Raw genomic sequence first — 21302 nt, 5'->3', positions numbered from 1 at the left:
ATGAGCCATGAAAAACGCACGCTTGAATTCTACGTGCTGGCGGCCTTCTTCGCGCTGTTCGTGCTGTTCCTCTACGGCCCGCTGTCGGCGATCCTGATCCTCTCCTTCCAGGGCGAGACCGGCGGCCTCACCTTCCCGCTCAATGGCGTATCGCTGCACTGGTTCGCCAATCTGTTCGAACGCCAGGCGGTCGGCGATTTTGGCGGCAGCTTCAAGCGCTCGCTGGTACTCGGCATGATGGTGATGGTCGTCACCGTCACCGTGTCACTGCTGGCGGGCCTTGCCTTCCGGCAGAAATTTCGCGGTGCCACCGCTCTGTTCTACCTGGCGGTTGCCAGTCTCGTCGTGCCCTCCATCATCATCTCGCTCGGCATCGGCGTGGTCTTCCAGCAGACCGGTTTCCGCCCGGCCTGGTACACGTCGGCCTTCGGCGCGCATCTGACCTGGACCTTGCCGTTCGGCGTGCTCATCATGTTCGCTGTCTTCAACCGCTTCTCGCCGGCTTACGAGGAGGCCGCGCGCGATCTCGGCGCCACCTCCTGGCAGACCTTTGCCCATGTCGTGTTGCCGATGATCGCGCCAAGCCTGATCGGCGTCGGCCTTTTCGGCTTCACGCTCTCCTATGACGAGTTCGCCCGCACGCTGATGACGTCGGGCACCTTCAACACGCTGCCGCTCGAGATCTATGGCATGACCACCAATGTCACGACTCCGGTGCTCTATGCGCTAGGCACGGTGACGACCGTGTTCTCCTTCCTGGTGATCCTGGCGACGCTGGGCATCATCCTCTATGTCGGCCGCCGCCGGGCGAGAGCGTGACCGTGCAGATCCTGGTGGTGAACCCCAACACGACGGCGAGCATGACCGAGACGATCGCGGCGGCGGCGCGCGGCGCCGCCGGCGCCTGGACCGAGATCATCCCCGTCACCTCGTCCACAGGGCCCGCCTCGATCGAAGGCTATTATGACGAGGCGCTGGCCGTGCCTGGACTGCTGATGGAGATCGCCGCCGGCGAGCGCCGCGGCGCGCAGGCGGCGATCATCGCCTGTTTCGACGACACGGGCCTCGACGCCGCACGGGCCATGGCCACCATTCCCGTCATCGGTATCTGCGAGGCGGCACTGAGCATGGCCTCCTTCATCGCCCAGCGCTTCACCGTCGTCACCACCACCGAACGCTCGCGCGTGCCGGTGGAGGGATTGGTGCAACGCTACGGCATGTCGGGACGGGCGCGTGTGCGGGCCGCCGACATTCCGGTGCTGGCGCTCGAGGATCCGGCGTCGGGAGCGGTTGGCAAGCTGCGCGACGAGATCGCCCGGGCCGTGGAGGAGGATCGTGCCGAGGCCATCGTGCTTGGCTGCGCCGGCATGGCGGACCTTGCGCACCAGTTGCAGGCGGATTTCGGACTGCCTGTCATCGATGGTGTCGGCGCCGCGATCAAGCAGGCCGAAGCGCTCATTGCGCTCGGCCTTTCGACATCCAAGCGCGGTGCTTATGCGAGCCCGCTGGCCAAGCCCTATCGCGGTATGCTGAAATCGTTCTCGCCCAGAGCTGTCGCCGCGGAGTGAGCACCATGAATCGAACCATCCGCACGCTGTCGCTGGGGGAATTGGCCGGCCTCATCGACTGGGCGGCGGGCGAGGGCTGGAACCCCGGGCTTGACGATGCGGCGATGTTCCAGGCAGCGGATCCCGAAGGGTTCATCGGAGCCTTTGTCGGCAACGACATGGTCGCCGCGATCTCGGCGGTGGCCTATGGCCAGGACTTTGGTTTCATCGGTCTCTACATCTGCCGTCCGGATATGCGCGGCAAGGGTCATGGCAAGGCGGTCTGGGCCGCGGGCATGAACAGGCTGGCCGGGCGGACCATCGGACTCGATGGCGTCGAAGAGCAGCAAGCCAACTACCGGAGCAAGGGGTTCGAGCCGGTCTACGAGACCATCCGCTACAGCGGGCGCCCCGTGGCTCTGCACGTTGGCGCCGAGCAGTCTCGCTTGGTAACCGCGCAGGTGATGTCCGATATCATCAGCTATGACGCGCATTGCTTTCCCGCACCCCGGCGCTCTTTCCTGCAGCAATGGCTGCAGCCGCCTCACCGTGCCCTGGCAGCGCTCACGTCTCGGGGAATGGCCGGATATGCGGTGGCGCGCCCTTGCCGCAGCGGCTTCAAGGTCGGGCCGCTCTTCGCCGACGACGTCCAGACAGCTCTCGAATTACTCGGGGAGTTGGCGAGCGCCTGCGATGGTGGCGACCTTCACATCGATGTCCCCGCCACCCAGGTGGTTTTCATCGCGGCGCTCGAGGCGGCGGCTTTCGCACCGACCTTCAGCACCACCCGCATGTACAAAGGGCCGTCGCCAAAGCTCGATGGCAAGAGGACATTCGGCGTGACGACGCTGGAGCTGGGATAGGCCGAGCGCGCTGCCGGACAGCGACCCTGTCAGGCCGCCGAGCGCCGCCCCGGGGTGCCCGGCGGCTCGTGGCCAAGCGGCGTCACCAGTGTCAGGTCGGGATAGCCGCTCTCGATCAGCTTGACCGCGGCCCGCGTCACCTCATCGTCCGGCTCCAGCATGGACAGGAACACCTCGGTGGCATCGCCACCCAGGCGGCTGATGCCTTGCGCGTCGGCCGGCCCGCATTCAACCACGACAAGGTCATAGGCGGTGGTCAGCGACTGCATGATGATCGGCAGCCGGTCGGCGGCGCGCATGGCGCGAACCGGATCGGCGGTGCCGACGGGGATGACGTGGCAGTCGGAATAGAGATCGGCATGGATCACGTCGCTGAACTGCGCCTGGGAAGCGAGCAGATCGGTGATTCCGGGGAAAAGCCCGCTGTCCAGCATCGGCCGCGAAGCAGCACCCGAGGCCGTGAGGTCGAGCAGCAGCACACGCAGGCCGGCGTCGGACACCTCGCGCGCCACCAGGATCGCCGAGGCGGCGGCATCGTCGCCTTCGGGCGAAACGAATATGGCGCGGGCGGCCCCGCTGGCGATCAGCTTTTCCGCGGCCTTCTCAATGTCGATCTCGCCAAGCACCGAGCGCGGGCGCTGAACCTCTGCGGTGGGCTCCGGCTCGGGAATCGGGACGGCCTCCGCGACAGGCTCAGTCTTGGCCGCAGGCTCGGGCTCGGGCTCGGCAACCGACTCGGACGCGGCTACCGGCCGCGGCTGCACTGCCATGTCCGGCTCCGGCACAGTTTCAGGCCAGAGCTCTTCGGCAGGACGATTGGCGGATGTGCTGGCGACAGCCGGATCCAAGCGAGCGGATGGCACGAGGGCGGCAACCGGCTCCTGGCGGGCAGCTGGCGGCATTGCCACTTCGTCGATCGGCGCAAAACGGGCGCCCGGTGCCGGGCGCATGGCGCGGCCCGAGAACAGCTCCTTGAGCAGCGTGAAGATAGCCGCCAGCAGAAGCGAAGCCGCGGCTGCGGCGCCAACGATCGGCCCAACCTTGGGGAAGTATGGCTCGGAGGGCACCGAAGCCGGTGATGAGACACGGGCGTCGACCGGCACATAGTTACGGTCCTGACGCGAAGCTGCCTCGCGGTAGTTGGTCAGATAGAGTTCGAGCTGCTGGCGCTTGGCGGCGGCATCGCGCTGCAGCGCATCAAGACCGACCTGCTGTTCGCCGGCCTGCGCCGAAGCCGCCTTCAGTTGATTGACGTCGGCGACGAGCTGGCTTTCGCGCGCCTTGGCGGCATCGGCCTGCATCACCAGGCCCTTGATGACTTTCTGGGCTTCGCTGCGTATCTGCGCGTCGAGATCGGCCAACTGCGATTTCGCGGCGCGAACGCGCGGATGGTTGTCGAGCATCGTCGTCGACAGGTCGGCGATAGTGGCCCGCAACTCGACCTGCCGCTCCCGCAAACGCTGGATCAGATCGGACGACAGCACTTCCGGCAGCGAATCCAGAGAGCCGCCATTCTGCAGCGCCTTGCGCACGCTGTCGGCGGTGCCTTCGGCCGCGGCGCGGTTGGCCCGCACCCGCGACAATTCGGTCGACAGCTCGGCCAGTTGCTGGGTCGCCAGGGTGGAATTGTTGCCGCCGATCAGCAGGTCGGATTGGGCGCGGTAGGCCGCGACCTTGGCCTCGGCATCCCTGACCTGCTTTGACAGGTCGGCGATCTCGGGCGCCAGGAAGTCCGCGGCGGCGGTGTTCGATTCGCTCTTGGCCGCGCCCTGCCCGGCAATATAAGCGGCGGCGATGGCATCGGGTATGGCGGCGGCGAGCTTGGGATCCTCGGAAGAGAACTCGATGGCGATGATGCGGGTCTTTTCAACGCCAAAGACGTTGAGCTTCTCGCGCATCTTCTTCAACACCCGTTCGTCGGCCGGAACATCCATCGGGTCGTTCTTCAGCCCAAGCAGGATCAGCACGCGGCTCAGCGACGACATGTTGATCGTTTCGTCGAACTCGCGCAGCCGCGCCAGGCCGAGTTTCTGCGCAACCTGCTTGAGAATTTCGTTGGACGAAATGATCTGGACCTGGGTGGCGACGCCTTGCTCGTCGAGGATCGGCTTGTCACCGTCATTGTTGCTGCCGGCCGGACGGGTGTAGACGGATTCGCGCGGGGCGATTTCCACCTGCGTCTGGGCCTTGTAATGCTTGGTCGCGAACGAAGCGAACGTAAACGCCAGACCCGTCACCACCAGAACGAAGAGCACTATGCGCAGCCAATTCCTCGCCAGGCTGGCGAAGAGCTGCCTGAGGTCGACGTCGACATCTGCGGCCGCGGACTGAACGGACATGCATCCCTACTCCGAAACTGGGTCAGGACGCACCGTAAACAACTATGGTAACTCAGCCGTTAAGATCGCAGTAATACTCCGTTAGGGATTACTGCGGGCACCCAAGAAAAACGATAAAAACGGCAAAACCTCCATTGCGCGAGCCGTATCGGCCGACTCCTTTACCGGCCATTAACCCTAACAGGATGATAACGAACCCGATCCCAGATGTTTGCTGCGACGCCGCAGCGGCCAGTCGAAGGTACGTGTCCGGTCATGAAAAGCACTGCTTCCCTCTTTCGCGCTCTGCTTGCCGTATCGATGCTTGCCGGCTGCTCCAGCTACCGGCCGACGCCGGCGGCCTTCCACGAGGTCCTCGACCAGCCTTATCGTCTTGGCGCCGGCGACCGTGTCCGCGTCACCGTGTTCGAGCAGGATGGCCTGACCAACACCTATAGCGTCGACCAGTCCGGCTATCTCTCCTTCCCGCTTGTCGGCGCCATACCGGCGCGTGGCCACACCGCGCAGCAGATGGAAAAGGAAATCGCCGACAAATTGCGGCAAGGCTATCTGCGCGACCCCGACGTCTCCGTCGAGATCGATCGCTACCGCCCGATCTTCGTCATGGGCGAAGTGGGTGCCGCCGGCCAGTATTCCTACGTGCCCGGCCTGACCGTGCAGAAGGCCATCGCCATCGCCGGCGGCTTCTCGCCACGCGCCAACCAGGAAAGCGTCGACATCACCCGCGACATCAACGGCAAGGTAATGACCGGCCGCGTGGTCACCTCGGACCCGCTGCTGCCCGGAGATACCGTCTACGTCCGCGAACGCCTGTTCTGACAGACACCACGTGGCGGACACTCTGAGGATCGTCCACTGCTTTCGCTCACCCGTCGGAGGAGTTTTCCGGCATGTGCGCGACCTGACGGAAGCGCAGGTCGCTGCCGGTCATGCGGTCGGCATCGTTTGCGATTCGACCACCGGCGGCGAATTCGAGGAACGCCTGTTCGAGCAGATGAAGGACATGCTAGCGCTGGGTATCCATCGCACGCCAATGCAGCGCCATGTCGGCCCAGGCGATCTCGCCTCAGCCCGGCGCACCTACCGGATCATCAAGGAATTGCGGCCGGACGTGCTGCACGGGCACGGTGCCAAGGGTGGCGCCTATGCCCGTCTGTTCGGCTCATTGTTGCGGGTATCAAGGTCTCGCGTCGCCCGCCTTTATTCGCCGCATGGCGGCTCTCTCCACTATGACGAAACAACCGCCACGGGGAAGCTGTTCTTCGCGCTCGAGCGCTCCATGGCGCACTTCACCGACTGCCTGCTGTTCGTCTCGGACTACGAACGGCGCACCTATCGCAGGAAGGTGGGCGAGCCGCCGATCCCCAACACGCTGGTCTACAATGGACTGCGCGCCACCGAATTCAAGCCGGCCATCATCGGACCCGATGCGGCGGACATGCTCTACATCGGTATGATGCGGGACCTCAAAGGCCCCGACATCTTCATCGACGCCCTGGCCGTGGCCGGCCCTAAACTCGGCCGCGCGCTTACGGCGGTCATGGTTGGCGACGGCGATGACCTGCCGCGCTACCACGCGCAGGTGAAGCGCCTGGGGCTTCAAGCCCATGTCCGCTTCCTGCCGCCGATGCCGGCCAGGGAGGCCTTCGCGCTGGGTGATCTGGTGGTTGTCCCGTCCCGCGCGGAGGCCATGCCCTATATCGTGCTGGAGACACTTGCCGCGGCAAGGCCGATGATCGCCACCGCCGTCGGCGGCATACCGGAGATTTTCGCTGCCGGCTCCCCCGCCCTGATCCGCCCCGATCCGGCCGAACTCGCCGACAAGATGGGCGAGGCGCTGACCGACCTTGCCGCCTATGGCAAGCTGATGCCCGACGGCGCTGACCTCAGGGCGCGCTTCGGCGCCGACGTCATGGCCGCCGAAATCGAGAAGGCCTATTTCGCCGCGCTCGACCGGTAACGCCCTAAGCCTTTCCAAAGCCAAGCGTTGTTTCAAGGGTTTCTTAGCTCTCTTTTGCTAATCACCCTGGGGAAGCTTGCGGATTGCTCCATGAACGAGATCGACCCCGCGCGCCGCTTTTCTCCGGAAGCAGTGCGTAAATTCGACGGCCCGACGGATGGCGATGCGCCCGGCGGCATGAACGATGTCGCCCGGCAGGTCGCCACCCAGTACCGGCGCGATACGATGTCGCCGATCATGGTCAGCGGCGTGCTGCGCATGGTCGAATTCGGGCTGCTGCTTCTGTCGGGGCTCTGCGTCTATTTCTACTACGTCGGTTTCTTCAACTATCTCGCCTGGCAATATCCGGTGACGATCGCCGCAGCGTCGTTCCTCGCAGTGGTGCTGCTCGATGTCACCGACTGCTACCAGGTCGTCTCATTGATGCGGCCGATCGCCAATTTCGGCCGCATCCTGCTGGCCTGGGCCGGAGCCTTCGCGTTGATGGCGTTGACGGCCTTTGCCATGAAGATGTCGGAAGACTATTCGCGACTCCTGTTCGGCACCTGGTTCGTCGTCGGCTTCGTTCTACTCTTCGGCCTCAGGCTGGTGATGTCGAGACTGATCCGGCGCTGGGCGCGCGACGGACGCATGGAGCGGCGCGCCGTCATCGTCGGCGGCGGCAAGGCGGCTGAAATCCTGATCCGTTCGGTCGAAAAGCAGCCCTACAACGACATCCGCATCTGCGGCATCTTCGATGATCGCGGCGACAAGCGCTCGCCGCCGATCGTCGCCGGCTATCCCAAGCTCGGCACCATTTCTGAACTGATCGAATTTGCCCGCATCGCGCGCATCGACATGCTGATCGTGTCGCTGCCGCTGACCGCCGAAGCACGCGTGCTGCAACTGTTGAAGAAGCTGTGGGTATTGCCGGTCGATATCCGGCTTTCGGCGCATTCGAACGCCCTGCAATTCCGCCCGCGTGCCTATTCCTTCATCGGCTCGGTGCCGATGCTGGACATCTTCGACAAGCCGATCAACGACTGGGATTCGGTCGCCAAGCGCGCCTTCGATATCATCTTCTCGCTGATCGGCATCATCGTCTTCTCGCCGGTGATGCTGGCGACCGCGATCGCCATCAAGCTCGACAGCAAGGGACCGGTGCTGTTCAAGCAGAAGCGGCACGGCTTCAACAACGAGATCATCGAGGTCTACAAGTTCCGCTCGATGTACACCGACCGGTCGGATCCGACCGCCAAGCAGACGGTGACCAAGAACGATCCGCGCGTCACCCGCGTCGGTCGCTTCATCCGCAAGACCTCGATCGACGAACTGCCGCAGTTCGTGAATTCGCTGCTGGGCTCCCTCTCGCTGATCGGCCCGCGACCGCATGCGATTGCCGCGCAGTCGCACAACCTTCTCTACAATGAGGTGGTCGACGGCTATTTCGCACGCCACAAGGTCAAGCCCGGCGTTACCGGCTGGGCGCAGATCAACGGCTGGCGCGGCGAGATGGACACCAACGAGAAGATCCGTATGCGGACCGAATACGACCTCTACTACATCGAGAACTGGTCGCTGCTGTTCGATCTCAGAATCCTGTTTCTGACACCGATCCGGCTGCTCAACACGGAAAACGCCTATTGAGCGCGATTTCCCACGAGTTGCCACCGGGCGCGGTCAACGCCAAGTTGGTCGCGCTGATTTCCTCCGGCGCCTTGGTGGTCGGCATCCTTCTGTCGGGCTTCGTCATCAGCGAGCCGGCGCCCTACGAAATCTACATGGCCGGGCTGATCGCCATCTGGGCCCTCTTCGGCTTGCGGATTTCTCGCGCGGCCGCGCCGCTGCTGGTGCTGCTGGTGACGATGAACATCGGCGGCATGATCTCGATGACGCAGATGGCGGACCTCGCCTTCACCCCGCTCTATCTCTGCGTATCGCTGTTTCTCGCCTTCAGCGCGGTGTTCTTCGCCTCGGTGACAGCCACGCAGCCAAGCCTCTACCGGCTGATCTTCAATGCCTATGTCGTCTCGGCGGTGGCTACCTCGCTGCTCGGCATAGCAGGCTATTTCCACGCTTTCCCCGGCGCCGAAATGTTCACCAAATACGACCGCGCCGCCGGCGCCTTCCAGGACCCCAACGTGTTCGGGCCATTCCTCGTGCTGCCCGGCATCTATCTGCTCTATCTCATCCTGACTGGTCCGGTCTCGCGCATGCCGCTGCTGGCGGTGCCACTGCTGATCATCACATCGGGCATCTTCTTCTCCTTCTCGCGCGGCGCCTGGGGCATGTTCGCCGTCTCGGCGGTTCTGCTCACCGGCTGCCTGTTCCTGCAGAGCGCCAGCGGCATGTTCCGGCTGCGCGTGGTGATCATGACCATCGCCGCGCTGTCGCTGCTGGCAATCGCCATCATCGTCATACTGCAACTGCCCGGTGTGTCGGAGATGTTCTCCAACCGCGCCCATCTCGAACAGAGCTATGACACCGCCCGCCTCGGCCGCTTCGCCCGCTACACGATCGGCTTCCAGATGGCGATGGAGCACCCGTTCGGCATCGGCCCGCTGGTCTTCGGCAAGATGTTCGGCGAAGACACGCACGATATCTGGCTGAAGATGCTGATGGACTATGGCTGGCTCGGCTTCGTGTCGTTCCTGACGCTGGTCGTCTGGACCATCACAGCCGGCTTCCGCATCCTTTTGCGCGACCGGCCGTGGCAGCCCTATCTCTTGTGCGCCTACGTCGCCTTCATCGGCAATATCGGGCTCGGCACCTTCATCGACATCGATCACTGGCGCCACATGTATCTGCTGCTCGGCCTGGTCTGGGGCGCCATCGCGCTCGAATACCGCCATCAACGGCTGTTGCGGCCGACTTTGCCGGGCTCATTCACACCAGCCATCGCGGCACGATAATAGTCGCGGAAATCAGTTGACCCGCACCGGGTTATCAAGATACATCGCGACCGGTCCGGAGTGTAGCGCAGCCCGGTAGCGCACTTGACTGGGGGTCAAGGGGTCGTCGGTTCGAATCCGGCCACTCCGACCAATAATTCCTTGAAATCCCCAGCCTATTTGCCGAGGTGCCTTCTGGCGCCTTTTGCAATTTCGGAACGAAAGGCGTCCAAATCGCCCGCTCCGCAACGCAGAGTCCCGAAAAAGTCCCGAAGTATGCAGCGGATGTTCTCCGTTCGTGCGGGTGATTCTGCAGAAACCCCGGTCCGCGGGCGGGAGGCTTGGCCATGCCCGCCGAAATGTCCGTTTACAAGCGGCTCATGGAGGCGACCCATGCCGGTTAGACGACGCGCATTGAAGGCCAGGCCAGACGAGGCGAAAGCCTGTATGATGTTTATGCAAAGCGGGCACGACTTTTTGACGAGCTTGTCGGCGCTGGTGTTGTTGAGGATCGGCGTCACGTTCCGCTCGATCAGGCCGAAGCAGCATGGAGGCGGATCGGCAACGACGTTTTGGCCTACATGGAGGAGTTTTATAGAGGCTATCACCCGCCAGAGCGGCCGATTTGGGCCGAGCGTGAGTTTGGGCCGCCTGGCAAGGTCAAGCGTCGGGTCGGCCACACGGCATCTTGACTCTCGGCTAATATAGCGGGAGCGTATATAATACTTCGCTCCTGATGGGGTGCCGTGATGTCCGCCTCGGCGAAATCGGTCGTGCTAGCTTTTCTCGCGGCACGTGTGCAGAGCGAGCCGAAGCGGCGATCAAAATCTGCAACAACTTTTCCCAGACTGTTTACTTTGCGATGGCATACGCCCAGCCCGGCTATGATGAGTCATACATTTCGCGAGGTTGGCTTCGGTTGTCTCCAAATGGGGGCTGCGACCAATTCGATAGCGCACTCCATTTGACTGTGTTCTGGTACTACGCAGAAACTAACGAATACAAAGTAAGTAAGCATCTTAAGAATAAGAATACGTGGGGATCTGTTCGACCAGACAAGCAGTTTTGGATTGCCACGAACTCCTTTAATTTCATCAACAATCTCAATGATAATCCGTCGAATCCAGGAGACCCCGGCGCAAAACAGGTCGGCTTTACACGTTCCGTTGAATCGAAGGATTCCGAACTTGATGAGACTCTGACTATCGAGGCTAACGGAACCGACGTCACGCAGAGTTTCAGCAACAGCACCAACCCCGAAGCCAACACCAACACTAAATAGGCTCGGTCCGTGGCTTACCTGCGGATGTCAACCGCACAAAAAAAACCGCTCAAAGGCTAAACTCAGCTCAATCGTTGCGTAATCATAGTTGTGTGACACACCTAAATTTCGGGTGTGTTCACAACAGAGGATGTTTGCCCTTGGTTGCCAGACCCAGAATGTCTTCCAGAACACTTGCCTGCCATGCGGTTCCTAACTGAAAGCCGAACGCATCATCCCCCACGCGGCCGGAATAGATTGCGACGAATTTTTCCACGGTACCGATAATACTCGTATCAGTCAGCTTGCTCCCATCCATTCCGAAGATACCGCTATGTCTCGCTATCACTGGCGATCCGGACATACCTTGCGGGTTGCGGCATCGACGTGGTGGGGGCGATCCATGTAGGGTTCGGCAGCAATCGAGCCACGTTTCCAGATAGGCATGTTTGCTGCACCGATCAGGCCTTCAGCTGGCACACATCCACCCATTCAGCGCCGGTAAGCTCGACCATACGCTGCGGCGCAATCCGCACCGCCGCATTGGTGGCGCCGGCGGCTGGTACCGCCTCGTCGAACTCGCGCAGCGACACGTCGCAATAGACCGGCAGCGGTGCCGGCAGCCCGAACGGGCAGACGCCGCCGACAGGGTGGCTCGTGGCGGCGACAACTTCCTCCGCATCCAGCATGCGCGGCTTGCCAGCGAACTGGTCCTTGAACTTGCGGTTGTCCAGCCTGGCGATGCCGCTGGTCACCACCAGCATGGTGCGCTCGCCGACGCGCAGGCAGATGGTCTTGGCAATCTGCGCCGGCAGGACGCCGTGCGCCTCCGCCGCCAGCGTCACCGTCGCCGAACTCGCTTCGGTGACGATGACATCGATATCGGGTGCGTTTGCGGCGAAGAAGGCGCGAACGGATTCCAGGCTCATATTGAAAACCACCGTTAAAAGCCGATGCGCGGCAGGTGCGATCAGCGCGAATTCGGATGCCGCAGGTATAAACACGTGCGATTTGCAGATCGGCAAGCGCATCTTGCGTCAGAACGCTCTGGCTTCAACAAGAAACCCGCCAGGCGGGCCTTGGCGGGTTCTCTTGCATGGCTGTTGCTGGTCTATGACAGGGGTCGGCCTTGTGCGGTCGGCTTCGGCGCGGCGGAAGCGACGAGAGCCTCCTGGGGCATGCGAAGCGCGGACGCAATACGGCGCAGCTTCGACGGATCGGCCGCCCGGCCGCTCTCGATATCCTCGATCTCGCCGACCGAGAGGCCACAGGTCAGGGAAAGCTCTTCCACGCTGTATCCGCGGGTTTCCCGCATTGCTCTGAGGGTGGTGTAATCCGGCCCGATCTCATTGGCTAACGGTTCGGAGAGGGCATGATTTTTTGCATTGTTGGGCATTGGCAACTCCGGTGGCTGAAAGAGATTGATCAAAATGGAGTGTTGCCTGAGACGAGCACGAACATGCCCGCTCGCCGCCGATTTGCCAAGAGTCAAAGGCTGTCACGCTATCGTGAACCTCCGGCCTGCGACGCTGTTGCACGCATGTCGGCGCCATCAAGTTCTTTTGAACACCCCGGCACCTTTTTGCTCGAAGGTTTCAACCCACCTGTTCGTTGTTCCGATGTGCCGGCGTGAAACCATCCGGTTTCAGCCAGCCCGTTCCCAGAAGGATCCCTGCAATGAACTTCAAGACATTCATGGTCGTGCTTGGCACGGTCTCCAGCCTTTCCATCGCCGTTACCGGCAGCGCCCAGGCGGCGGACGCGCTGCGGGTGCGCGGCACGGTGGTCAGTTTCGAGCCGTCGCTGCTCACCGTCAAAACCCGCCAGGGTGATACCTCCGCGATCAAGCTCAATACCGGCTGGAAGATTTCCGGCGTTGCCAGCGCCTCCGAGAAAGACATCAAACAGGGCGATTTCCTCGGCATCGCCTCGGTCTCGAAAGCCGATGGCGGCAGCGGCGCCCTGGAAGTGGTGATTTTCCCAGCCGCCTTGAAAGGCACCGGCGAGGGCGACCGTCCCTGGGACCTGCAGCCGAACAGCCGCATGACCAACGGCACCGTGGCCGACGTCACCAACATTGACGGGCGAGCCGTGACGCTGACCTACGACAACGGCCAGACCAAGAAGATTTCGATCCCCGACAACACGCCCGTCGTAACCTTCGCCCCGGCCACGCCGACCGATCTCAAGCCGGGCGCGACAGTCTTTGTAAACGCCCAACGTGAGGCTGACGGGACGCTGAGTTCGGGCCGTGTCGTGGTGGGAAACAAGGGTGTGATCCCGCCAATGTAGCCAAAACAGGCGACAAGAGCCGGCTTTCTGGTCCTCGTGATAACGATGCCGGGAGGTCGGCTCCTCAGAAACAGTTCAGAAACAAAATTCTACAATCGGGAAATACTGACGAAAAAAATCGGGAGCGTAATTCCATTCGCGGCGGTCGGGCTATCGACCCGATTCATATATCCGCCGGCGAAACAAAAGGAAACGATCCATGAAGAAGTCAGTCCTCTCGGCTCTTGGGCTTGCAGTTGCACTCGCTTTCACGGCGCCGGTGATCGGTGCGACGAGCGCGGATGCGGCCATGATGGCAAAGCATCACCGCCACCATCATCGCCACCACCATCATCACTGGCATCACCACTGGCATCACCACCACCATCATCACCACCACATGAAGATGATGAAGAAGGCCTGAGACCAGACTGCCAAAGAGAAGACCGGCCTTGGCTTCCTTGTTCAAGGCTGGCCTTCTCCTGGTGACGCAATGCCCGACAGGAACCGGGCCCGTCGCATTTCAGCTGGCCATCCTTTTGGCCCAGGATTTTCAGCGTCGCTACCGTGACTAGGCAAGCCTTTCTCGCCGAGCGAAATCGCGATACGGCATGGAATGTTGCCGACCGGTAGGCTGCATCCGGATCAGGCTTCGCGAACAGGGCCATATACCCCGATGACGGCCAAGGCCGATATTTCCTGGACGGACCGCGCCATTCTGTCGGTCGCCCGATTGTGGCTTACACTTCGCCACCCTGCCCTTGTCGTGCGATTTTTCATGAAGCTTGGCTATCTGCCCAATCCGGCAGCGCCCGCGCGCTACCATGAGATGTTGCTCTGGCGGAAGCTTGTCGACCGCAACCCGCTGTTCGTGACGCTGACCGACAAGCTGGCGGCCAAGGCTTATATCCACGACGCCTGCCCCGAGATCGCCGTGCCCGAGACGCTTTGGCGTGGACAGGATGCCGCCGACATTCCCGCGGACTTGCTGGCCGGCGCCGTCGTGGTCAAGGCAAACCATGGCAGCGCGATGAACATATTCGTCCGCGACGGCGAACCGGATCACGCCGCCATCATGCGCAAGGCGAGCCGCTGGCTAAGGAAACGCTATGGGCGGCGCGATGGCGAATGGGCCTATTGGCCTGTCGTGCCGACTGTTTTCGTGGAAGAGCGGCTGACACTCAGCGGCGGCACGATCGCTACCGACATCAAGGTTCATGTCTGCAGCGGGGTGATATCCCATGTCTGGGTGGAGGATAAGCACGCCGAGCGTTCGCTGCTGTTCGACAGGCAAGCCACTCCATTGCCAGGCCGGGATCCGGACTATCCACGCGAGGATCAGGCCCTGCCGGTCAATGCGCGGCTCATCGACCATGTTCGCCAGGCGATCTCGATGGCGCCGGGCATCGCCGGCGACCTCGACTATATCCGCATCGACTTCCTGGTCACCGACGGCAGTCTTTATGCCGGCGAAATCACCGCCTACTCGGCCGCCGGCTACGGCACATGGACGAATCCGGTGATCGCGGAGGAAATCGAACGGCTTTGGCGGATCGATCAATCCGCCTTCCTGCGCCGGGAGCACAAGGGGGCTGTGCGCCTCTATGCCGACGCGCTTCGAGCCAGATGCCGGAGCCGCAACTGATATAGCTACATCGAGCAAACACCGCGCCAGTGGCGAGTTGCGCCACGCATTTTTTGTGCAAACATCGCATGAACCTTTCCTTCGAGGGCGGCACTAAGCCTGCATGGACGCCAGCAAGGCGATCCCCAACCAGACGGACGCCGGCAAGGCGATCCTCACTCGAAAAGTAGGAAACGCTCAATGACCAACATCTCGACCTTCAAGCGCCTCTCGTTCGCCGCCGCCCTCGCCATTTCGGCGCTCGGCTCGGTTTCGATGACGAATTCGGCTTTCGCTAACGGCACGCACCCCACCGGCGACGGCGGCCGCCATTTTCTTGTCCGAGTTCGCAGTCCGCTGAACCGACGTTTTGCTCTCAGCGCCGGCTGAACAGCAGGCTGGCGACCAGACCGAGTACCACGAGGCCAACGGTGGCGGCCGCCGCCGGGTGATCACGGGCGGATTTCTCGATCACCCTGCCCTGCTTGCGAATGGCCGGCATCGCATCCCGCAGACGTCCGGCAAGATCCGAATATGTGTCGAGCGCGGCATCGCGGCCATCTTCATAGTAAGCGCCACCGCGCTTCGACACCGCCTTGCGCAACGCCGCAAGTTCCCTCGAGAGGGCCGCGACCTGCTTTTCGAGGTCGATGTCCGAAAGGGTCGAAAATGATGCCATCATGCGTTTCCTTGTCTTGCAGAATGAAAGTCTTGCAGAAGGAAACGTAACGCCTCACCCCAAGGGCGGTTCCGGTCTCGGCTTCAAAGCGCCTCGCGCGGCGGTCAGCGCACCTGGTCAAGCAGGCGCTTGCATTCCAGGAGATCGAACAGCGCCTCCTGCAGCAAGGCGCGATTGTCGCGCGAGAGTCTCGAGGCGTCCGGCGGAACCGGACCTTCCTCGTCGCTCTTGCCGAGGCCGAAAAAGCGGCGGCTGGGCTTGACCCTTGGCTGGCCAACCAGTTCATCGTCGCCGCCGCGCGGCTGCGCCGCCGGCGTCAGCGGCACCTGGTCGGCCTGCTTTCGCTGCGAGATCGCCTCGACGGCGGCCATGTCGCCATTGCCGATTGCGACCAGGAAATGATTGCCGTTTTCGCGCAGCAGCTTCTGCACGCCCTTGATGGTGTAGCCCTGGTCGTAGAGCATGTGGCGGATGCCCTTGATCAGTTCGACATCCTGCGGCCGGTAATAGCGTCGGCCGCCGCCGCGCTTCATCGGCTTGATCTGGTTGAAGCGTGTCTCCCAGAAGCGCAGCACATGCTGCGGCAGGTCGAGATCTTCAGCGACCTCGCTTATGGTGCGGAAGGCGTCAGGGCTCTTGTCCATGGGCGAAATCCTCACGCTGGAGCGTGATCCGGAACGGTGTTCGGCGAGATCAGGCTTCTATTAAGAGAAGCTCATTCCTTTGCGCGGAATGGATCATGCGCGAAACACCAATCCGGCCATGCTGCCGAATCGGGCCCTATTTCAGCGGTTTGTGAAGCAATATTCAAGCCCGGCGTTATGGCTGGGCCGGTTTTCAACCGTACAATGGAGGCTATTTGCCGCCCTTGGCCTTGCTGTTCTGATGAGAACGCAGGATGCGGTTCTTCAGCACGTTCGATGACTTGAAGGTCATCACCCGGCGCGGCAGGATCGGGACCTCTTCGCCGGTCTTGGGATTGCGCCCGATGCGCTCATTCTTGGATCGGACATGGAATGTCGCGAAGGACGACAGCTTGACCGTTTCGCCGCGGACGATCGCTTCGCAGATTTCGTCCAGGACGGCTTCGACGAGCTCGGCGGATTCAGTGCGCGACAGGCCGACCTTCCGATAGACGGCCTCCGCAAGGTCGGCGCGCGTAAGTGTCTTTCCCCCCATGCGACCGTCCCATCAGTTCAAACATATAATCGGCACAACAACGGCTGAGCCTAAGTAATTGATCCGGCAAGGTCAAGGACCGAAACCGGACCGTTCGGCACTTACCAGCGAACCAGAACCGCGCCCCAAGTGAAGCCGCCGCCCATCGCTTCCAGAAGGACGAGGTCGCCCTTCTTGACGCGGCCGTCTGCGACGGCCACCGAAAGCGCCAGCGGCACGGAAGCAGCAGAGGTGTTACCGTGCAAATCGACCGTAACCACCACCTTTTGTTCGGCAATCCCGAGCTTCTTGGCGGAAGCGTCAATAATACGTTTATTGGCCTGGTGCGGCACGAACCAGTCGAGATCATCCGCCGATATGCCGGCGGCCGAGAAGGTCGCCTCGATGACATCGGTGATCATGCCGACCGCATGCTTGAAGACTTCGCGGCCTTCCATCCTGAGATGGCCGACCGTTCCCGTCGTCGACGGTCCGCCATCGACGAAAAGCTTGTCCTTGTGCGCGCCGTCCGACCGCAGGCTGGCTGCCAGGACGCCACGGTCGGCAATGGTGCCGGCCCCCTCGCCCGCTTCCAGGACGAGTGCCCCGGCGCCGTCGCCGAACAGGACGCAGGTCGAGCGGTCGTTCCAGTCGAGGATGCGCGAGAATGTTTCCGAGCCGATCACCAGCACGCGTTTGGCCAGGCCGCCCCTAATATAGAGGTCGGCCGTCGTCACCGCATAGACAAAGCCCGAGCACACCGCCTGCATATCGAAGGCAAAGCCATGATGCATGCCGAGCCTGTGCTGGATCTCGACCGCGGTGGCCGGGAACGTGTTGTTGGGCGTCGACGTCGCCAGCACGATCAGGTCGATATCGTCCGGCGTCAGCCCCGCATCGGCGAGGGCGGCGCGAGCTGCGGCCTCCCCCAGCGATGCCGTCGTCTCGTCGTCGGCCGCGATATGACGCTGGCGAATGCCGGTGCGCTGGGCGATCCACTCGTCCGAGGTTTCGACCATGCCCTCGAAATCGGCATTCTTCATGATGCGGCGGGGCAGCGCGGCGCCCGTGCCGCGCACGACTGATCTGATCAAAGCTCTTTCCTATTCCTTTGCGTCGCTGACGACGTCGGATTTCCTCGATGTCTGGGCATGCGGATTGCGCGCATGAAACAGGTCCAGATCGGCCTCGATACGGTCGAGCAGATTGTTGCGCACCATGTCGTAGCCCAATTCAATCGCTGCGGCGAAACCATCCGAATCAGCGCCGCCATGGCTTTTGACCACGATACCGCTCAGCCCCAGGAAGACGCCGCCGTTGGAGCGGCCGACATCCATCTTTTCGCGCAACCGATTAAAGGCCCCCTTGGCGAAGACATAGCCGATCCTGGCCATCAGGGTGCGGCTCATCGCGGCGCGCAGATAACCCGCGATCTGGCGGGCGGTGCCTTCCGCCGTCTTCAGCGCGATGTTGCCGGCGAAGCCTTCCGTCACCACCACATCGACCGTGCCTTTGCCGATATCGTCACCCTCGACGAAGCCGTGATAGTTCATCGAGGCCATGTTGGCTTCGCGCAGGATGCGCCCCGCTTCCTTGACCTCTTCCTGGCCCTTGATCTCTTCGACGCCGACGTTGAGCAGCCCGACACTGGGCCGTGAAATTCCAAAGACAGAACGCGCCATGCCAGTGCCCAGAATGGCGAAATCGATGAGCTGTTGGGCGTCTGCGCCTATGGTGGCGCCGACGTCGAGCACCACGCTCTCGCCGCGCGTCGTCGGCCAGAGGGCGGCGATCGCCGGGCGATCGATGGTGGCCATGGTGCGCAGGCAGAATTTCGACATCGCCATCAAGGCACCGGTGTTGCCGGCTGAGATGCAGGCGTCGGCCGCTCCCGACTTCACGGCTTCAATCGCCTTCCACATCGACGACTTCCAGCGGCCATGGCGCAACGCCTGGCTCGGCTTGTCGTCCATCCTGACCGCGACCTCGCAGTGGAAGAACTCGCTCACCTCGGCCAGTTTGGGAAACTTGGCCAGTTGGGGGCGCACCAGTTCCTCACGCCCGTAGATGACGAATCGAATGTCGGGACGGCGGGTGGCGACCGTCATGAGCGCCGGAATGACCACGGCTGGTCCGTGATCGCCGCCCATGGCATCGATGGAAATCCTGATCACGCGGTATTCATCTCACAGTTAGGCGGCAGGTCGCTTTAGTGATCGCGAAGGTTGGGCGAAAATAGCGGTTTTGGCTTTTCACACAACCGACTTTTCCGTCTCGGGCGAGGTTTTCAGGATTTTCCCAGCAAGGATCGCAGTTTTTTCTGAAATTCATTCTCAGCCGCTTCTGTTTCGCGGCCGGCGTCCAGCGACGCGCCCGACTTGCGTGGATAAGGGTCGATCGCCAATCCGAAGAACTGTTCGGCGAGGGCCCCGACATCGATGGTGTCGCCGGAGAATGTTTCGGGGCTGTCGGGACCGTCCGCATCGAGCAGGATCTCGCCGCCACCTTCGAATCCCTGCCGCCCAAGCTTGGAGTCCTCAGGCAACAGCAGCGCCTCGACCGGCTCGTCGATATGCGCCGGCACGGGCTCGAGCGTGACGATGCAGGCCTGCGTGATATCGGCCTCGACGCGGCCGCTGACCTTCACGCCATTGCGCTTCCAGGAGGCCACGAGGAGTTCGGCGCGATAGGCTTCGACCGACAGCAGGCCATGTTCCTGCGCGAGCGCGGCACGCTGGGCGGCGTCGGCCTCGATCACCACGGGCAGGCCCTTCTGCGGCAGCCGGGCGACATTCGCAAGAAAGGAAACCGGGCTGTGCGGATCAGCATGCTTCATCGATCAGCCTCCTCATCAATCGACCTCTTTGGCGAGCGGAAACGCCACAGTGCCGGCAACAATTGATTCGGACGGCTGCGCGGCCAGTTGCCGGCAGGCGTCGGCGACGTAATCGGCCAATTGCGGCGCCTCCGGCCAGGTGCCGGCATCCGGCCGGACATTGCGGGCAAGTGCCCCCGTCAGCCCATCGCGATCGTCTCTTTCCAGCGCGTCATCATAGGCGGCGGTGCGGCCGTAGAACATCTTCGCCAGCTTCTTCATGCGCTTGGGCACGCCGACATCACCAATGCCCAGCTCCCGCAGGGAATGGTCGACGTCGAGGAAGAACTCGTCGATCAGCACCTGGGCGATTTCCTGCGCCACGCCGTCTTCGCCGCGCAAGCGATGCTGAAACAGGAACATATGCAGCGAAAGCATCTCGAAACGGCCGAGCGGCGTGTCCGGAACATTCCAGTGGGAATAAAACACAGTCTGCCGCGCCGCCGCCACGATTTGTGCGTACAGCGCGTCGGTGATGGCGCGGTTGGCGTGGCGTTCGCGACCAAAAAGGCGCTGGAACATGGGGATGGTCTCCGGGGACCGTTTGTTGAATTGGCCTTGTTGCATCGGCAAGCAAGCTGGTTTACCGGTTTTGCGGCCCAGCGCAAGTTGCGGCGATATAATGGAGAATTGTTGTTGCGCGCGCTGAATTTCAAGTCTGCCTTCTCGTCCAGGCCCGCTGGCGCGGTCTCGCTGTTGCTCGTCGTGTCGGCGCTCTCGGCATGTCATTCCAACAAGATGTTCGGCGACCTCAGTCCGACTGAGACACTCACTCAAGGCTATGTCTACGACCAGCAAGCCGTCGATTCGGTGCCCGTCGGCTCCAGCCGCGAGCAGGTGCTGCTGGCGCTTGGCACGCCGTCGACCACGGCGACTTTCGACAACGAGGCGTTTTATTACATTTCGCAAACGCGCAAGCGCTATGTCGCCTTTGACAAGCCCAGGCTGGTCGACCAGAAGGTTCTCGCGGTCTATTTCGGCGCCGATGGCCGCGTCACCCAGATCGCCAATTACGGCTTGAAGGACGGCAAGATTTTCGACTTCATCTCGCGCACCACGCCGACCGGCGGCAAGGACCAGAACTTCCTCAGCCAGATCATCAACGGCGCCAGCAAGCTGGCGCCCGGCATTCCCGGCGGCGGCACTCCCTGATCATCAGACCCTGCTTCCCCTTCTGGAAAGCAGCAACATCTCAGGCGACCGAAAACCCGTGGGAGCAATCTCACGGGTTTTTGTTTGGCCAAGGCAAGCGCGGCTTGCCAGCAATTGGGCAAGTCCGTATCAAATCCCCGGGCTTTGGGGTTGAGAATGAGCACTGGCGAACGCGTGGCACCAGATGGCTGGATGGCAATGGGGATGCCTGACCGGCAGACCGTGACATCGGATTGGCTTGCTATCGATCCTCCGGCAATCGACGGTGTCAGGGTCAAGGAAATCAGGCCGGTCGCGACGTCCAACGGCTACCTCACCGAGGTTTTCCGGGATGAGTGGGATCTCGATCGACTGCCTGTCGGCCAGGTCTTCCAGCGAACGATGTATCCGGGTGCGGTGACCGGCTGGCATGCACACAAGGTGACGCATGATCGGCTTTTCTGTTGTGTCGGCAGTGTGCGCATATCACTCTATGACGGCCGAAAGGCTTCGCCCAGCTTCGGCACCGTATGGCACAAGATCGTCGGTGCCTTACGGCCGGCGATCATCGTCATCCCGCCCGGCGTGTGGCATGGCGTGACGGCGCTCGGGCCTGAGATCGCCCTGCTGCTCAATCTTGTCGACAAGGCCTATGCGTACGACGCGCCCGACCATTGGCGCCTGCCGCCGGACACGGATCACATTCCCTATAAACTGGTGTAGC

The 21302-nt window shown here is 62.2% G+C and carries 25 protein-coding genes and 1 tRNA gene; 14 read left to right on the top strand and 12 right to left on the bottom strand.

What is annotated here, in order from left to right; genetic code table 11:
- The 3 genes from A3AU_RS0103395 to A3AU_RS0103385 are packed head-to-tail and all read left to right on the top strand — an operon-like array spanning window position 1 to window position 2410.
- On the top strand, window positions 1-819 hold the full coding sequence (locus tag A3AU_RS0103395) for an ABC transporter permease (RefSeq protein WP_027051547.1): 819 nt from the start codon (window positions 1-3) through the stop codon (window positions 817-819).
- Between the two features lie 2 nt (window positions 820-821).
- Window positions 822-1568 carry an aspartate/glutamate racemase family protein gene (locus A3AU_RS0103390; protein WP_027051546.1) on the top strand — a complete coding sequence of 249 codons (747 nt, stop codon included), beginning with the start codon at window positions 822-824 and terminating at the stop codon, window positions 1566-1568.
- Between the two features lie 5 nt (window positions 1569-1573).
- Window positions 1574-2410 carry a GNAT family N-acetyltransferase gene (locus A3AU_RS0103385; RefSeq protein ID WP_027051545.1) on the top strand — a complete coding sequence of 279 codons (837 nt, stop codon included), beginning with the start codon at window positions 1574-1576 and terminating at the stop codon, window positions 2408-2410.
- 29 nt (window positions 2411-2439) lie between these two features.
- On the opposite strand, the gene A3AU_RS0103380 is transcribed toward A3AU_RS0103385, so the two are convergent.
- Window positions 2440-4749 (bottom strand): GumC family protein, encoded by a 2310-nt coding sequence (locus tag A3AU_RS0103380; RefSeq protein WP_027051544.1) that lies wholly within the window; start codon window positions 4747-4749, stop codon window positions 2440-2442.
- A gap of 255 nt (window positions 4750-5004) precedes the next feature.
- Here A3AU_RS0103380 and A3AU_RS0103375 point away from each other — a divergent pair, with 255 nt between their 5' ends.
- The 6 genes from A3AU_RS0103375 (at window position 5005) to A3AU_RS1000000137555 (ending at window position 10861) form a co-directional block, all read left to right on the top strand.
- Window positions 5005-5568, top strand: a complete 564-nt coding sequence (locus tag A3AU_RS0103375; RefSeq protein WP_027051543.1) for a polysaccharide biosynthesis/export family protein — start codon at window positions 5005-5007, stop codon at window positions 5566-5568.
- Window positions 5569-5578: 10 nt separating this feature from the next.
- Complete coding sequence (locus A3AU_RS0103370; RefSeq protein ID WP_027051542.1) at window positions 5579-6709, top strand: glycosyltransferase family 4 protein; 1131 nt, start codon at window positions 5579-5581, stop codon at window positions 6707-6709.
- Window positions 6710-6799: 90 nt separating this feature from the next.
- Entirely contained in the window at window positions 6800-8335 is a 1536-nt protein-coding gene (locus tag A3AU_RS0103365; RefSeq protein ID WP_027051541.1) for an undecaprenyl-phosphate glucose phosphotransferase, read from the top strand.
- Window positions 8332-9600, top strand: a complete 1269-nt coding sequence (locus A3AU_RS0103360) for an O-antigen ligase family protein (RefSeq protein WP_027051540.1) — start codon at window positions 8332-8334, stop codon at window positions 9598-9600. The genes A3AU_RS0103365 and A3AU_RS0103360 overlap by 4 nt, the downstream gene beginning before the upstream one ends.
- Window positions 9601-9656: 56 nt before the next feature.
- A tRNA-Pro gene (locus A3AU_RS0103355) sits at window positions 9657-9733 on the top strand.
- Between the two features lie 582 nt (window positions 9734-10315).
- Window positions 10316-10861, top strand: coding sequence for a DUF1036 domain-containing protein (locus A3AU_RS1000000137555; protein ID WP_081709439.1), 546 nt, complete (start codon window positions 10316-10318; stop codon window positions 10859-10861).
- A 118-nt stretch (window positions 10862-10979) separates the two neighbouring features.
- Here the strand turns inward: A3AU_RS1000000137555 and A3AU_RS0103345 are convergent, their stop codons facing one another.
- From A3AU_RS0103345 to A3AU_RS0103335, 3 genes are all read right to left on the bottom strand, one after another.
- Complete coding sequence (locus tag A3AU_RS0103345) at window positions 10980-11159, bottom strand: hypothetical protein (protein ID WP_027051538.1); 180 nt, start codon at window positions 11157-11159, stop codon at window positions 10980-10982.
- A gap of 142 nt (window positions 11160-11301) precedes the next feature.
- The gene (locus A3AU_RS0103340) at window positions 11302-11769 is read right to left on the bottom strand and encodes a YbaK/EbsC family protein (protein ID WP_027051537.1); all 468 of its coding nucleotides are present in this window, start codon (window positions 11767-11769) and stop codon (window positions 11302-11304) included.
- A 182-nt stretch (window positions 11770-11951) separates the two neighbouring features.
- Window positions 11952-12236 (bottom strand): helix-turn-helix domain-containing protein, encoded by a 285-nt coding sequence (locus A3AU_RS0103335; RefSeq protein ID WP_027051536.1) that lies wholly within the window; start codon window positions 12234-12236, stop codon window positions 11952-11954.
- Between the two features lie 281 nt (window positions 12237-12517).
- Between A3AU_RS0103335 and A3AU_RS0103330 the strand changes: the two genes are divergently transcribed.
- A complete protein-coding gene (locus tag A3AU_RS0103330) occupies window positions 12518-13132 on the top strand; it encodes a hypothetical protein (RefSeq protein WP_027051535.1) in 615 nt (204 codons plus the stop codon).
- Window positions 13133-13340: 208 nt separating this feature from the next.
- On the opposite strand, the gene A3AU_RS1000000140075 is transcribed toward A3AU_RS0103330, so the two are convergent.
- On the bottom strand, window positions 13341-13580 hold the full coding sequence (locus A3AU_RS1000000140075) for a hypothetical protein (protein WP_027051534.1): 240 nt from the start codon (window positions 13578-13580) through the stop codon (window positions 13341-13343).
- A gap of 207 nt (window positions 13581-13787) precedes the next feature.
- On the opposite strand from A3AU_RS1000000140075, the gene A3AU_RS1000000137205 reads away from it, so the two are divergent.
- On the top strand, window positions 13788-14756 hold the full coding sequence (locus A3AU_RS1000000137205) for an ATP-grasp fold amidoligase family protein (protein ID WP_051355270.1): 969 nt from the start codon (window positions 13788-13790) through the stop codon (window positions 14754-14756).
- 180 nt (window positions 14757-14936) lie between these two features.
- The gene (locus A3AU_RS1000000139695; protein ID WP_032916759.1) at window positions 14937-15125 is read left to right on the top strand and encodes a hypothetical protein; all 189 of its coding nucleotides are present in this window, start codon (window positions 14937-14939) and stop codon (window positions 15123-15125) included.
- Here A3AU_RS1000000139695 and A3AU_RS0103310 read toward each other — a convergent pair.
- The 7 genes from A3AU_RS0103310 to A3AU_RS0103280 form a co-directional block, all read right to left on the bottom strand.
- The gene (locus A3AU_RS0103310) at window positions 15112-15414 is read right to left on the bottom strand and encodes a hypothetical protein (RefSeq protein ID WP_027051533.1); all 303 of its coding nucleotides are present in this window, start codon (window positions 15412-15414) and stop codon (window positions 15112-15114) included. The two genes, A3AU_RS1000000139695 and A3AU_RS0103310, sit on opposite strands and share 14 nt — an antisense overlap.
- Window positions 15415-15518: 104 nt before the next feature.
- Window positions 15519-16058 (bottom strand): MerR family transcriptional regulator, encoded by a 540-nt coding sequence (locus tag A3AU_RS0103305; RefSeq protein WP_027051532.1) that lies wholly within the window; start codon window positions 16056-16058, stop codon window positions 15519-15521.
- Between the two features lie 211 nt (window positions 16059-16269).
- Window positions 16270-16593 (bottom strand): integration host factor subunit alpha, encoded by a 324-nt coding sequence (locus A3AU_RS0103300; protein ID WP_010915609.1) that lies wholly within the window; start codon window positions 16591-16593, stop codon window positions 16270-16272.
- A gap of 101 nt (window positions 16594-16694) precedes the next feature.
- Window positions 16695-17666, bottom strand: a complete 972-nt coding sequence (locus A3AU_RS0103295) for a beta-ketoacyl-ACP synthase III (protein WP_027051531.1) — start codon at window positions 17664-17666, stop codon at window positions 16695-16697.
- 9 nt (window positions 17667-17675) lie between these two features.
- Window positions 17676-18746 (bottom strand): phosphate acyltransferase PlsX, encoded by a 1071-nt coding sequence (gene plsX / locus A3AU_RS0103290; RefSeq protein ID WP_027051530.1) that lies wholly within the window; start codon window positions 18744-18746, stop codon window positions 17676-17678.
- A 113-nt stretch (window positions 18747-18859) separates the two neighbouring features.
- Entirely contained in the window at window positions 18860-19408 is a 549-nt protein-coding gene (locus A3AU_RS0103285) for a YceD family protein (protein WP_027051529.1), read from the bottom strand.
- Between the two features lie 15 nt (window positions 19409-19423).
- Window positions 19424-19969, bottom strand: coding sequence for a ubiquinol-cytochrome C chaperone family protein (locus tag A3AU_RS0103280; RefSeq protein WP_027051528.1), 546 nt, complete (start codon window positions 19967-19969; stop codon window positions 19424-19426).
- Between the two features lie 114 nt (window positions 19970-20083).
- Here A3AU_RS0103280 and A3AU_RS0103275 point away from each other — a divergent pair, with 114 nt between their 5' ends.
- Both A3AU_RS0103275 and A3AU_RS0103270 read left to right on the top strand, forming a co-directional pair.
- Window positions 20084-20599, top strand: coding sequence for an outer membrane protein assembly factor BamE (locus A3AU_RS0103275; protein ID WP_027051527.1), 516 nt, complete (start codon window positions 20084-20086; stop codon window positions 20597-20599).
- Window positions 20600-20755: 156 nt separating this feature from the next.
- On the top strand, window positions 20756-21301 hold the full coding sequence (locus tag A3AU_RS0103270) for a dTDP-4-dehydrorhamnose 3,5-epimerase family protein (RefSeq protein WP_051355269.1): 546 nt from the start codon (window positions 20756-20758) through the stop codon (window positions 21299-21301).
- Window position 21302 lies beyond the last annotated feature (1 nt).

The organism is Mesorhizobium erdmanii USDA 3471 (assembly GCF_000472705.1).
In the GTDB taxonomy this organism is placed as follows: domain Bacteria; phylum Pseudomonadota; class Alphaproteobacteria; order Rhizobiales; family Rhizobiaceae; genus Mesorhizobium; species Mesorhizobium erdmanii.
This window is presented reverse-complemented; position numbering and strand designations above follow the sequence as displayed.

What these genes read in the sequence shown, in the direction of transcription:
- A3AU_RS0103395 (WP_027051547.1), top strand. Translation starts at nt 1, where the DNA reads ATGAGCCATGAAAAACGCACGCTTGAATTCTACGTGCTGGCGGCCTTC.
- A3AU_RS0103385 (WP_027051545.1), top strand. Translation starts at nt 1,574, where the DNA reads ATGAATCGAACCATCCGCACGCTGTCGCTGGGGGAATTGGCCGGCCTC.
- A3AU_RS0103380 (WP_027051544.1), bottom strand. Translation starts at nt 4,749, where the DNA reads ATGTCCGTTCAGTCCGCGGCCGCAGATGTCGACGTCGACCTCAGGCAG.
- A3AU_RS0103375 (WP_027051543.1), top strand. Translation starts at nt 5,005, where the DNA reads ATGAAAAGCACTGCTTCCCTCTTTCGCGCTCTGCTTGCCGTATCGATG.
- A3AU_RS0103365 (WP_027051541.1), top strand. Translation starts at nt 6,800, where the DNA reads ATGAACGAGATCGACCCCGCGCGCCGCTTTTCTCCGGAAGCAGTGCGT.
- A3AU_RS1000000137555 (WP_081709439.1), top strand. Translation starts at nt 10,316, where the DNA reads ATGGGGTGCCGTGATGTCCGCCTCGGCGAAATCGGTCGTGCTAGCTTT.
- A3AU_RS0103345 (WP_027051538.1), bottom strand. Translation starts at nt 11,159, where the DNA reads ATGGATGGGAGCAAGCTGACTGATACGAGTATTATCGGTACCGTGGAA.
- A3AU_RS0103340 (WP_027051537.1), bottom strand. Translation starts at nt 11,769, where the DNA reads ATGAGCCTGGAATCCGTTCGCGCCTTCTTCGCCGCAAACGCACCCGAT.
- A3AU_RS0103335 (WP_027051536.1), bottom strand. Translation starts at nt 12,236, where the DNA reads ATGCCCAACAATGCAAAAAATCATGCCCTCTCCGAACCGTTAGCCAAT.
- A3AU_RS0103330 (WP_027051535.1), top strand. Translation starts at nt 12,518, where the DNA reads ATGAACTTCAAGACATTCATGGTCGTGCTTGGCACGGTCTCCAGCCTT.
- A3AU_RS1000000137205 (WP_051355270.1), top strand. Translation starts at nt 13,788, where the DNA reads ATGACGGCCAAGGCCGATATTTCCTGGACGGACCGCGCCATTCTGTCG.
- A3AU_RS1000000139695 (WP_032916759.1), top strand. Translation starts at nt 14,937, where the DNA reads ATGACCAACATCTCGACCTTCAAGCGCCTCTCGTTCGCCGCCGCCCTC.
- A3AU_RS0103310 (WP_027051533.1), bottom strand. Translation starts at nt 15,414, where the DNA reads ATGGCATCATTTTCGACCCTTTCGGACATCGACCTCGAAAAGCAGGTC.
- A3AU_RS0103305 (WP_027051532.1), bottom strand. Translation starts at nt 16,058, where the DNA reads ATGGACAAGAGCCCTGACGCCTTCCGCACCATAAGCGAGGTCGCTGAA.
- A3AU_RS0103300 (WP_010915609.1), bottom strand. Translation starts at nt 16,593, where the DNA reads ATGGGGGGAAAGACACTTACGCGCGCCGACCTTGCGGAGGCCGTCTAT.
- A3AU_RS0103285 (WP_027051529.1), bottom strand. Translation starts at nt 19,408, where the DNA reads ATGAAGCATGCTGATCCGCACAGCCCGGTTTCCTTTCTTGCGAATGTC.
- A3AU_RS0103280 (WP_027051528.1), bottom strand. Translation starts at nt 19,969, where the DNA reads ATGTTCCAGCGCCTTTTTGGTCGCGAACGCCACGCCAACCGCGCCATC.
- A3AU_RS0103270 (WP_051355269.1), top strand. Translation starts at nt 20,756, where the DNA reads ATGAGCACTGGCGAACGCGTGGCACCAGATGGCTGGATGGCAATGGGG.